General features: G+C 43.6%; 8 protein-coding genes. All 8 read right to left on the bottom strand.

Going from position 1 to position 12,751, the window contains the following annotated elements; translation table 11 throughout:
* Positions 1–45: 45 nt before the first annotated feature.
* Positions 46–1,113: a hypothetical protein gene (locus EXA13_RS15180; protein ID WP_238133904.1), complete on the bottom strand. Its 1,068-nt coding sequence runs from the start codon at positions 1,111–1,113 to the stop codon at positions 46–48.
* 315 nt (positions 1,114–1,428) lie between these two features.
* Positions 1,429–2,208 carry a TSUP family transporter gene (locus tag EXA13_RS15175; protein ID WP_238133903.1) on the bottom strand — a complete coding sequence of 260 codons (780 nt, stop codon included), beginning with the start codon at positions 2,206–2,208 and terminating at the stop codon, positions 1,429–1,431.
* A 163-nt stretch (positions 2,209–2,371) separates the two neighbouring features.
* Positions 2,372–5,602, bottom strand: coding sequence for a carbamoyl-phosphate synthase large subunit (gene carB / locus EXA13_RS15170; protein WP_238133902.1), 3,231 nt, complete (start codon positions 5,600–5,602; stop codon positions 2,372–2,374).
* 16 nt (positions 5,603–5,618) lie between these two features.
* Positions 5,619–6,758 (bottom strand): glutamine-hydrolyzing carbamoyl-phosphate synthase small subunit, encoded by a 1,140-nt coding sequence (carA, locus tag EXA13_RS15165; protein ID WP_238133901.1) that lies wholly within the window; start codon positions 6,756–6,758, stop codon positions 5,619–5,621.
* Positions 6,759–7,239: 481 nt separating this feature from the next.
* Positions 7,240–8,049: a 4-hydroxy-tetrahydrodipicolinate reductase gene (gene dapB, locus EXA13_RS15160; protein WP_238133900.1), complete on the bottom strand. Its 810-nt coding sequence runs from the start codon at positions 8,047–8,049 to the stop codon at positions 7,240–7,242.
* 95 nt (positions 8,050–8,144) lie between these two features.
* On the bottom strand, positions 8,145–8,543 hold the full coding sequence (gene mutT, locus EXA13_RS15155) for an 8-oxo-dGTP diphosphatase MutT (RefSeq protein ID WP_238133909.1): 399 nt from the start codon (positions 8,541–8,543) through the stop codon (positions 8,145–8,147).
* A gap of 156 nt (positions 8,544–8,699) precedes the next feature.
* Positions 8,700–11,411: a preprotein translocase subunit SecA gene (gene secA, locus EXA13_RS15150; RefSeq protein WP_238133899.1), complete on the bottom strand. Its 2,712-nt coding sequence runs from the start codon at positions 11,409–11,411 to the stop codon at positions 8,700–8,702.
* A gap of 350 nt (positions 11,412–11,761) precedes the next feature.
* A complete protein-coding gene (gene lpxC, locus EXA13_RS15145; protein WP_238133898.1) occupies positions 11,762–12,679 on the bottom strand; it encodes a UDP-3-O-acyl-N-acetylglucosamine deacetylase in 918 nt (305 codons plus the stop codon).
* Positions 12,680–12,751: the final 72 nt, after the last annotated feature.

The raw sequence follows: 12,751 nt of genomic DNA, 5'->3' as shown, positions 1-12,751 counted from the left end.
CAAAGAAAAGACCTAAAAAAATAAACCATGCAGGTTGCTCTTTCATTAAAAAGCCCCTTTTATTATGTCATATCCTTGACCTGACCAATCTTTGGCTGTTTTATCCGCCCATTCTGAAGTTTGATAAGATACATAGGCAGTAGCTGCGAGCGAGCCAATCAACACCACCCACCCCACCGGGCCGGCTAATAGGTTAATCCCCAAAAAACCAGCAGCAGTAGCACGAGCCGCCCCTGTCACGGCAAAACGCATGGTATAACGAGCTGCAGTACTTCCAGCGGCTGAACCAAGTCCCAACCCGGCACTTTCAGTAACCAAAACCCGAGCGTAATCTTCATTATTTTTACGTGCATCGTTGACTTTATTAAGTCGAGACGCCCCATCTAAAACCAGTAGACCTCGCCCTGCAACGTGTATGTTGCGACTTAGCGAGTGCAAGCTTTGGATATGTCCACTATTAGATACATTCAGGGTTTGATGAGTACGGCGCGATCCGGGTGTATTACCTTGATGATTCCGGCCATCTTTCGCCACATTGATCCCACGTTCAACATTATGTAGTGGAGAGAAAGCCGCATTTTTACCTAGCCGAGTACGATAAATTTCCAACTCAGTGGAAAAACTGGTCTGAAGGTTGCTGTAAGCCATCCGAGCGTGAATTTCTTTGGCGGCGATCAAACCACGCTGATGATGAAAGTTACGCATACGAGCTTGCTTAGCTTGATGTAAATCAATCAACGCCTGCTCATAGCGTTTTAAATGGGTTTGAAATAAATTAGAACGAGAGCCAACCGCAGTTAAGGCCGCCCCCGTATAACCATTCGAATTCAATACGGGATCAATTAAATCCTGTTTAATTTGAGCAACAGGTAATAAATAGTCGCCAAGAAAATGATTAGCCTGGTTAAGTTTCTCTAGCTCTCCTGTTGAAAAGCGGCGAAACTGCATAAGTAACCGTTCTGCCTCAACATCACAAGTTAAAGCATAGGGTTGATTGGGAAGTAAGATCGACTGTTGTGGATGTTGCTGTCTAAATTTCGCCAGTACATCGGGTTGACCCGCAAAAAAGTTGTCCGCATTCTGAGCAGACAGAGGGAGGTAATAAGAGTGCATTGTTGATGTCTACAGTTAGCCATAAGAAATGCCGAGATCCTAAATAACGGGCTAAACCAGCTCAACAATAAGTTGCATAATAAAAAAGAAATTGTCGCACAGCTCACTAAATGTAATGCGGAATAATCATAATTTATTATTATTAATACAGTTGCAAAGAACGATAAGAACCCGGTTTACTACCAACAAAGGTGTACTTTCGCCTTTTCCAGCGTTCCTAACTTTAGAGTGGTGAACTGTTACGCGCCTAGCATAGCGGATCACGATTTAACTAGACCTAGCATAACACTCTGTTCAAAAACAATGATTCAATATTTAAAAAATAGATTGTAACCATGAGGAATGCTGTTCCCAAAGCAACTTTGCAGCCATTAACATCGACATAGTAATCACCAAAGGGCGGATCCAACGCTGACCTTTCGTGACCACCACTTTAGCCCCGATACGGGCACCAATAAACCCACCGACAGCCATGGTTAAACCTATCTGCCAAATCGGCAACCCCGCCAGTAAGAAAAAGAGTAACGCGGCAATATTAGAGGTAAAGTTCAACACTTTAGTGCGAGCGGTCGCTTCAACTAAACCTAAATGGCCTAAAACCACAAAACAGACCGTAAAGATCGATCCCGTGCCAGGGCCAAAAAAGCCATCGTAAAATCCGACACCAAAACCAACCGTGAAAGCAAAAGTGCTTTCAGATAAAGGTGCTGGGCCAGTCTCTATTTTCGTCGCTGGTGCAAGTAGAAAATAGAGCGAAATAGCAATCAGAAGTGCAGGAATTAAGCTGGTCAACAAAGAGGTATCAATATACTGCACCAATTCTGCTCCCAACGCGGCACCAACAAAGGTACAGGCAATCGCTAGGCGCATGGTTTTCAAGTTCACCACACCTTGACGAACGAAATAAAGGGTTGCCGAAAAGCTGCCAAATGAACTTTGTAGCTTATTCGTAGCCAGAGCTTGAGTCGGTGGTACACCCGCTGCAAGTAAGGCTGGCAATGTGAGTAAACCGCCTCCCCCCGCCATCGCATCAATAAAACCAGCAAGGCTTGCAACTAGAAACAGCAAACCTAACACTTCAATTGAGATATCCATAAAATCCTTAGCTGTAAGTCAAAGTAAACAGAGGGATGAAGATTAAACGTCACTGGTTGAAATATACTTGAGCAACCATAAAAAAGCCCGCTTAATTCAGCGGGCAATGAGGTTGTCAGACAGGCTTAACACCTATCAGTATTGTTATTTACCAATAGAGCTATCACACTAAGCTGGCTTTTACTTTTTCATGTAACTCTTGTACAGAAGTCACGGATGCTTTCGGATCCGCAGTATGAGACATACAGGTTGCAAAAGCCGCATTCAGTGTAGTGGTATAGTTAACTTTCTCCGCTAACGCACCACGGCGTAACACTTTCGAGTCTTCAATCGCTTGACGCCCCGCTGCCGTATTCACAATGTAGGTGTACTCATTGTTTTTGATCCGGTCAAGAATATGTGGACGCCCTTCATGGACTTTATTCACCAGACGAGGGTTAATCCCAGCTTCACCCAAAATGACTGCAGTACCATGTGTCGCATCCAGTTTATAACCTAACTTAATCAACTTAGAAGCTAAATCGACGACTCGCTCTTTATCTTCTTCACGAACCGACAATAGCGCTCGGCCACTCTCAGGATACACATTGCCACAACCAAGCTCAGCTTTAGCAAAAGCTTCTGCGAAGGTTGAACCAACGCCCATCACTTCGCCGGTTGAACGCATTTCAGGACCAAGTAATGGGTCAACGCCAGGGAACTTATTAAAAGGAAGGACGACTTCTTTCACCGAGTAATACGGTGGAATAATTTCTTTGGTAAACCCTTGCTGTTCAAGAGATTGCCCAGCCATTACCCGAGCAGCGATTTTCGCTAATGGAGCTCCGGTTGCTTTAGAAACAAACGGAACTGTACGCGCAGCACGTGGGTTAACTTCAATCAGATAGACTTCGTTATCTTTTACAGCAAACTGAGTATTCATCAAACCTCGCACACCAAGCTCAAATGCGAGTTTTTCGACTTGCTCACGCATTTTATCTTGAATAGCTTGGCTTAGTGTATAGGCCGGCAATGAACAAGCCGAGTCACCAGAGTGAACGCCAGCCTGCTCGATATGTTCCATGATGCCACCGATGACGACGCGTTCACCATCACAAATCGCATCGATATCCACTTCCGTTGCATCATCAAGGAAACGATCAAGCAGAACCGGAGACTCGTTAGAAACACTGACGGCTTCATTAAAGTAGCGACGCAGATCTTGTTCATCATAAACAATTTCCATCGCCCGCCCACCTAAAACATAAGAAGGGCGAACCACTAGAGGAAACCCGATTTCTTTAGCTTTATCCACTGCTTGATCAAGCGCTGTTACAGTAGCATTTTCTGGCTGCTTAAGCCCCAAACGTTCAACAGCTTGCTGGAAGCGTTCACGGTCTTCCGCACGGTCAATCGCATCTGGGCTCGTACCAATAATCGGTACACCAGCCGCCTCTAAAGCTCGAGCAAGTTTCAGTGGCGTTTGTCCACCATACTGAACAATGACCCCTTTCGGTTTTTCAACGCGAGCAATCGCTAATACATCTTCCAAAGTGACCGGTTCGAAATATAAACGATCGGATGTATCGTAATCGGTTGAAACCGTTTCAGGGTTACAGTTAACCATGATGGTTTCATAACCGTCTTCACGTAGTGCAAGTGAAGCATGAACACAGCAGTAGTCAAACTCGATACCTTGCCCAATACGGTTTGGACCACCACCGAGAACCATGATTTTTTCACGATCGGTTGGATTCGCTTCACACTCTTCATCATACGTTGAATACATATAAGCCGTATCTGAAGAAAATTCAGCCGCGCATGTATCCACTCGCTTGTAGACCGGATGAATATCAAACTGATCACGCAAGCGACGAATTTCACTTTCAGCCACCCCTAACAAAGTCGATAGACGAGCATCAGAGAAACCTTTGCGTTTCATTTTGCGCAAGACATCAGCATTTAAGCCAGCGAAACCACCCGCTTTGATCTCTTGCTCCATTTTGACCAGTTCTTCAATTTGGACTAAGAACCAACGATCAATATTGGTCAGGTTAAAGATGCCATCAACAGAAAGACCAGCACGGAAAGCATCTGCGATATACCAAATTCGCTCCGCCCCCGCTTCTTTTAACTCTTGACGAATTTTAGTCAACGCATCGGGGGCATCGAGATCTACCATTTCATCAAAGCCATTAACACCCACTTCAAGGCCACGTAGCGCTTTTTGTAGTGACTCTTGTTGGTTACGGCCAATTGCCATCACTTCCCCAACCGATTTCATCTGAGTGGTTAAGCGGCTATTAGCCCCTGCAAATTTTTCGAAGTTAAACCGTGGGATTTTGGTCACAACGTAGTCAATGGTGGGTTCAAATGAAGCTGGCGTCGCACCACCCGTAATGTCATTCATCAACTCATCTAATGTAAATCCAACCGCTAACTTCGCAGCCACTTTAGCAATAGGGAACCCCGTTGCTTTTGAAGCTAAAGCCGAAGAGCGAGATACCCGAGGGTTCATCTCGATGATCACCATACGACCATCTTTCGGGTTAATACCAAACTGCACGTTCGAACCACCCGTTTCAACCCCAATTTCACGCAAAACGGCTAGCGATGCATTACGCATGAGCTGGTATTCTTTATCGGTAAGGGTTTGTGCTGGCGCGACCGTGATTGAGTCACCCGTGTGAATTCCCATCGGATCAAAGTTTTCAATCGCACAGACGATAATACAATTGTCGTTTTTATCTCGCACAACTTCCATTTCATACTCTTTCCACCCGATCAGTGATTCATCAATCAGCAGCTCGTTGGTCGGAGAAAGGTCAAGTCCTCGGCGACAAATTTCATCAAACTCTTCTTTATTATAAGCGATACCACCACCCGTTCCGCCCATCGTAAAGGAGGGGCGGATAATGCAAGGAAAACCGACCATGTCTAAAACTCGGTAAGCTTCTTCCATCGTTTTTGCAGTATCAGCACGTGGACATTCAAGACCAATGGATTTCATTGCTTTATCAAAGCGTGAACGGTCTTCCGCTTTATCAATTGCGTCCGCTGTTGCTCCGATCATTTCAACACCGAACTCGGCCAATACGCCGTGCTGTTCCAGTGCCAGAGCACAGTTCAGAGCGGTTTGCCCCCCCATGGTTGGCAAAATCGCATCAGGACGTTCTTTTTCGATAATTTTACGTACCACTTCCCAGTGGATCGGTTCAATATACGTTGCATCCGCCATCTCTGGGTCTGTCATGATGGTCGCAGGGTTAGAGTTCACTAAAATAACTCGATACCCTTCTTCACGCAGCGCTTTACAAGCTTGCGCACCTGAGTAGTCAAACTCACAAGCCTGACCAATAACAATCGGACCTGCACCTAAGATAAGAATGCTTTGAATGTCAGTACGTTTTGGCATTATTTACTACTCCAAATTAAGCGCGGTATTGTTTAATCAATTCGATGAAGTGGTCAAAAAGCGGGGCTGCATCGTGCGGGCCAGGGCTCGCTTCAGGGTGACCTTGGAAACTAAACGCCGGTTTATCCGTACGACAAATACCTTGCAATGTCCCATCAAATAAAGATTTATGCGTTGCTTGCACATTGTCAGGCAACGTGGCTTCATCAGCCGCAAAACCGTGGTTTTGAGAGGTAATCATCACCACATTGGTCGTTAAATCTTTGACAGGATGGTTTGCACCATGGTGACCAAATTTCATTTTTACCGTTTTAGCACCAGACGCAAGCGCTAGAATTTGGTGGCCTAAACAAATACCAAAGATGGGTAACCCTTTATCTAAAAAGCTTTTTGTCGCTTCAATGGCATATGTACAAGGTTCTGGATCTCCAGGGCCATTAGACAGAAAAACACCATCAGGATTGAGTGCCAACACCTCTTGCGCCGTCGTTTCTGCAGGAACAACTGTGAGACGACAGCCACGATCCACTAACATACGTAAGATGTTACGTTTCGCCCCAAAGTCATAAGCAACAACATGATATGGCAATTCACTGTCATCTTTTGCTTCTGGTAGACCGCCTTCTAATGTCCATGAGCCTTGCTTCCAAGAGTAAGCTTCTTTGGTTGAAACTACTTTTGCAAGATCCATCCCTTTTAAGCCGGGAAACTCTTTTGCCTTACTAAGAGCAAGCGCTTGATCAAGATTATCACCAGCCATTAGACAGCCGTTTTGCGCTCCATTTGCACGTAAATGACGCGTCAGCTTACGCGTATCAATGTCTGCAATACCGACAATATTTTGTGACTTGAGGTAATCAGAAAGAGAGCGTTCGTTACGGAAATTGGAAGCAACCAGTGGGAGATCGCGAATAACTAAACCTTGAGCATGAATGGAAGAGGATTCTTCGTCTTCGGAATTGGTTCCGGTATTACCAATGTGGGGATAAGTGAGAGTTACAATTTGCTGAGAATAGGAAGGGTCAGTGAGGATTTCTTGGTACCCCGTCATCGAGGTATTAAAAACGACTTCACCAACGGAAATACCCTCAGCGCCAATGGACACTCCGTGGAACACTGTCCCATCTTCCAGGACTAACAGTGCTGATTTACTCAAGACAACCTCCAGAATAAAAATGCATAAAATATAAATTAATTTGCAAATTTGCCATCCTTTTCGCTTAGAAACCTTGCTCGAGGGTGTTTTAGACAAATTGGCGGTATTCTAAAGTTCACCCAGATTCCTGTCAATATTCGCTTATAAATAAAATCTCAATTCAGAGCTTTACAACCATAAAATTCCTCAAACCAAGTAAAAAAACACTTTTTTATCTAGAATTCTCTCTATCACCCTTAAAGTGAATAAAAAAACACCTTAGAAAAAAACATCAAAAGAGAAAAAAACAGCAACAGAAAACGCAAACGATAAACCACAAAAAAAACATAGAAAAATAAGCAGCTCAACCATCAAGTAGAAAAATAAACCTATAAACCACAAAGATAGTAATAAAAAAGGCTCAGTACAGGGAAGAAAAGTTAATGAGAAAAGAATGTGAAAAAATAGATGCGCCAAACCTTGCTGGCGCATAATTATGTAATTACAATTCGTTTAGAGCAAGCACATCGGTCATTGTATAAAGGCCTGCCTTTTTGTGCGCTAGCCAAACTGCGGCTTTCACTGCACCATTAGCAAATGTCATTCGATCAGTGGCTTTATGCGTAATTTCAATGCGTTCACCAATATCAGCAAACATGGCGGTATGCTCACCGACAATATCTCCGGCACGAATAGTAGCAAAACCAATTTCATGACGTTGTCGCTCACCTGTAATGCCTTCACGCGCATAAACTGCCACATCACCCAGCTGATTTCCCATCGCTCCAGCAATCGCCTCCCCCATACCAATCGCGGTCCCAGAAGGTGCATCCACTTTATACCGATGGTGAGCTTCAATGATCTCGATGTCACAATAGTCTCCCATCACTTTGGCTGCTTTTTCCAGTAACTTAAATACCAAATTAACACCAACACTGTAGTTAGGGGCCATAACGATAGGAATTACAGCAGCTGCTTCATCGATCATTGCTCGTTCTGATTCGCTAAATCCCGTCGTACCAATAACCAGTTTTTTTCCATATTGTTTGCATAATTCGATATTGGCTAAGGTACTGGCAGGAGCAGTAAAATCGATGATCACATCAAAGTCATTAATCGCGAGCTCAAGGTTATCCACCAAAGCAACATCAAAGCGTCCTTCACCACACAACTCACCAATATCCACCCCAACTAATGAAGACTCTGGACGTTCTGAGCCTGCACCAACGGTTGTCTCTGGGTGGTAATAGCTGGCTTTGACCAAATTACGCCCCATTCGACCAGCCGCACCTGCAATCGCAATTCTTACCATTGCATTTTCTCCATTTCTATTTCATGTGTACTATACACACTCTCTATCCAATCTATTGCTCTAAACTACCAACTATCCTTGATGGTGGCTAGCACTTAGCGAAACTCTTTCATCACTCGTTCAACAATCGGGATATTTGCCTCTGGAAAGGAATAGTCTGCAAGTTCACAAATTGCGACCCATTTACCTTGCTGGCCTTCTTTACCAAAAGGCTGGTGATTAAAATCATGAATCAGCATAAAATCAAACTTGAGTGATTTATCAGAATAATCAAACTCAAGGTGCTGAAAGAGTGACTGCTCGCTTACTTCAATTCCGACCTCTTCTTCTAATTCTCGATACATGGCTTGCTCAATCGTTTCCCCAGTTTCTACTTTTCCACCGGGAAATTCCCATAGCCCCCCTTGATGTTTATCATCGGGACGTTTAGTAATAAATAATTGAGACCGCTCAGGATTAAGGATAATTCCAGCCACAATATGAATACGCTTCATCATCGGTTCCTTTTATCAATTCAGATACAATGCAATAAAAAAATTCACGGTAAATAGAAACATCGCATCGATGAGTGCGGAGAGCACTCTCTAGTTATGAATAGCAAAAAGAGCCGACATGCGGCTCTTTTACTGGCTATGTAAACAGCTCAACGATTAAGCAATTTTACCGTGGCACTGCTTATATTTTTTACCACTGCCACATGGGCAAGGTTCGTTACGACCAACTTTTCTCTCGTCTCGAACTAAGGGTTGCTGCGTGGCTTCATCTTGTTCACCATTAAGGTTAGCATGCTGTGCTTGAACACGTTTTGCCGCTTCTTCTGCTTGAGCTTGACGCTGAGCTTCCATTCGCTCAACTTCTTCTTGCTGCTGCACTCGAACCTTAGACAAAATGGTGATCACATCAGATTTCAATGATTCAAGGAGCTCTTCAAATAGCTCAAATGATTCACGCTTATATTCCTGTTTCGGGTTTTTCTGAGCATAGCCACGTAAATGAATACCTTGACGAAGATGATCCATGGCCGCTAAATGCTCTTTCCATAAGGTATCAAGCGTTTGCAGCATAACGGATTTCTCAAAATTACGCATAACAGAGGCACCTACGGCTTGCTCTTTCTCTTGATAAACGATTACCGCTTGTTCAAGAATTCGCTCACGCAGCGCTTCTTCATACAGCTTATCATCTTCATCTAGCCAAGTTTGAATCGGTAGGGAAAGGTCAAAGTCATTTCGCAAACGCTCTTCTAACCCACTAATATTCCACATGTCTTCCAAAGATTGAGGTGGAATATATTCGTCGATTACGGCAGTGAAAACGTCTACTCGGTTTTGCTCGATCATTTCACTGATATCATCCACTCGCATCAGCTCATCACGTAGCTCATACACGACTTTACGTTGATCGTTCGCGACATCATCATATTCAAGTAATTGTTTACGAATATCAAAGTTACGCCCTTCCACTTTCCGTTGCGCTTTTTCAATAGAGCGAGAAAGCATTTTACTCTCAATGGCTTCTCCTTCTTCCATACCGCTTTGAATCAAGCTCGCCATACGATCTGAAGTGAAGATCCGCAGGAGGCTATCTTCCATTGATAAATAGAAGCGTGAAGACCCCGCATCCCCTTGGCGACCAGAACGGCCACGTAGCTGGTTATCAATTCGGCGAGATTCATGACGTTCAGTACCTATGATATGTAAACCACCAGCATCTAATACTTGATCATGCACTTTTTTCCATTCTGCTTTGATCTGGTCGATCTCTTCTTGGCTTGGGTTAGTTAAACTTTCCACTTTTGCTTGCCAACTACCACCCAACACAATATCTGTACCACGTCCTGCCATATTTGTGGCAATTGTGACAGCGCCTGGTGTCCCTGCTTCAGCTACAATTTCGGCTTCTTTTTCATGGAACTTAGCATTAAGCACGTTATGTTTGATCTTCGCTTTCTTAAGAGCATTGGCTAATAGCTCTGATTTTTCAATCGAGATAGTACCAACCAAGACAGGCTGCCCCTTAGCAACACGTTCTTTAATATCTTCAATAATCGCGGCAAATTTTTCAGCTTCAGTGCGGTACACCACATCTGGCATGTCATCACGTACCATCGGTTTATTGGTTGGAATTACCACCGTTTCTAAACCGTAAATAGATTGGAACTCAAACGCTTCGGTATCGGCAGTCCCAGTCATTCCCGATAATTTTTCATAAAGGCGGAAATAGTTTTGGAAAGTGATCGAAGCCAATGTTTGGTTTTCATTCTGAATACTCACCCCTTCTTTTGCTTCTACCGCTTGGTGCAAACCATCAGACCAACGACGCCCCGGCATAGTCCGACCAGTATGTTCATCAACAATGACCACTTCACCGTCATCGGTAACAATGTAATCGACATTTTTTTCAAATAGGACATGGGCACGCAGCGCCGCATTAACATGGTGAAGTAAGCTAATATTGGCAGGAGAATAAAGCGTATCGCCTTCTTCCATCATTCCGTTACTGATCAGAAGCTCTTCAACGTACTCCTGACCCGTTTCGGTGAGATAAACCTGCTTCGATTTTTCGTCCACCGTATAGTGACCATCACCTCGATATTCTTCTGAGTCTTCTTTTTCTTGCTGTTTGAGATTGGGAATAAGAGTGTTAATGCGTGTATACAGTTCTGAACTGTCTTCAGCAGGACCTGAAATAATCAATGGCGTACGAGCTTCATCAATTAAGATAGAGTCCACCTCATCGACGACAGCGAAAAAGCGCTCACGCTGAACGCGATCTTCCATCCGAAATGCCATGTTGTCGCGCAAGTAATCAAAACCAAATTCATTGTTTGTTCCATAGAGAACATCTGCTTGATAGGCTTGTTTTTTCTCATGAGGAGGCATGTTAGGCACGTTTATACCCACCGTCATACCTAAAAATTCAAATAAAGGACGGTTGGTTTCCGCATCACGTTTAGCTAAATAGTCATTGACGGTAACAATATGAACCCCTTTCCCCGCTAGAGCATTGAGATAAGCGGGGAGTGTGGCCGTTAAAGTTTTACCTTCACCGGTCCGCATTTCTGCAATTTGTCCAGCATTTAATACCATGCCACCAATGAGCTGGACATCAAAATGACGCATACCAAAGACACGTTTGGACGCCTCACGCACAGTAGCAAATGCTTCTGGCAATAATTGATCTAATGTTTCACCTTGCTCAATACGTTGACGAAACTCTACCGTTTTAGCCTGGAGTTCATCATCTGAAAGAGCCTCAAATGCAGGCTCAAAACTATTGATTTCTTTTACGATCTTTCTTAAACGGCGCAAGGTGCGGTCGTTACGACTGCCAACCACCTTTGTCAGTAGCTTAGTTATCATTTTTTATGAATCTCTCTTTACTTAGATCTTCCCGATCTACTTTTAATGTCTCTAGTCTCTACCTATCTGCAACTAAGGATACTGAGATAAATCATGTACCTTGGATATTGTGATAGTGGCCTTTATTTTCAAGACACTAAACAAATTATGTGGCCCTTAGTGTAAGAAATTTTACCCATAAGAACCAACTGCAATCAGGCCTGTTTGCACTCAACTTAACATTTTGTATGTCCAATATCATGCAAAAGGTCAATTCACCACCCATTTGCCGATAAAGGAGGCAAATAATTACCGCTTTCAGCAATAAAAAAGCCAGACTCTAAGTCTGGCTTTTTTATTGTATTTAGAAACTAGGCGATAACGATATTAGGCTCAGCAAAAGTCACTGGCGAACCGACTTCTTCTTCAAAGGTTGCCCATTCCCATGCTTCTTGGTCCGCTAATACGGCTCGAAGCAGTTGATTATTTAGGCCATGCCCCGATTTATACGCTCTGAATTCACCGACAATAGCGTGTCCACACATGTAAAGATCGCCAATAGCATCCAAAACTTTGTGTGTGACAAATTCATTCGCAAATCGTAAGCCTTCTTCGTTAAGAATACGGTAATCATCTAATACGATCGCGCAATCAAAACTCCCACCCAAACATAAGTTTTGTGATTGTAAGTACTCAATATCACGCATAAACCCAAAAGTTCGAGCTCGAGAGATTTCTTTCACAAAACCTTGAGATGAAAAATCAAACACTAAGTGTTGCTCATCACCATCAATAGCGGGGTGATTAAATTCAATTTCAAAATCCATTTTAAAGCCGTTATGTGGGCGAAGTTCTGCCCATTTATCACCATCTTCAAAACGCACGGTTTTTTTGATGCGAATAAAACGCTTAGGCGCATTCAGCTTTTCAACACCTGCTTGTTGCAGCAGATAAACAAATGGACTTGCACTTCCATCCATAATAGGAATTTCAGGAGCATCAACTTCAATAATAACGTTGTCAATACCCATACCGGCAAGCGCAGCATTTAAGTGCTCAACTGTTGAGATACGGATACCTTCATCATTGACCAATGCAGTACAAAGCATGGTATCACGTACAGACTCTGGATCAGCCGGGAAATCGACTGGTGGATTCACATCTGTACGACGATAAATGATACCTGTATTTGCAGCAGCAGGGCGAAGTGTGAGCGTGACTTTACGACCGGAATGAAGACCCACCCCAGTTGTTTTCACTATTTCTTTCAGAGTACGTTGTCTGATCATCTACTTGCCTCTATTTCGATGCCACAAAGCTCGACCGATAAAAACCGACCGAAATCTTACCAGAATTTTGAA

It is taken from the genome of Vibrio cincinnatiensis (assembly GCF_022113815.1).
Taxonomy (GTDB): domain Bacteria; phylum Pseudomonadota; class Gammaproteobacteria; order Enterobacterales; family Vibrionaceae; genus Vibrio; species Vibrio cincinnatiensis_A.
The sequence above is the reverse complement of the archived record's forward strand: the minus strand, read 5'-3'. Positions and strand labels throughout refer to the sequence as shown.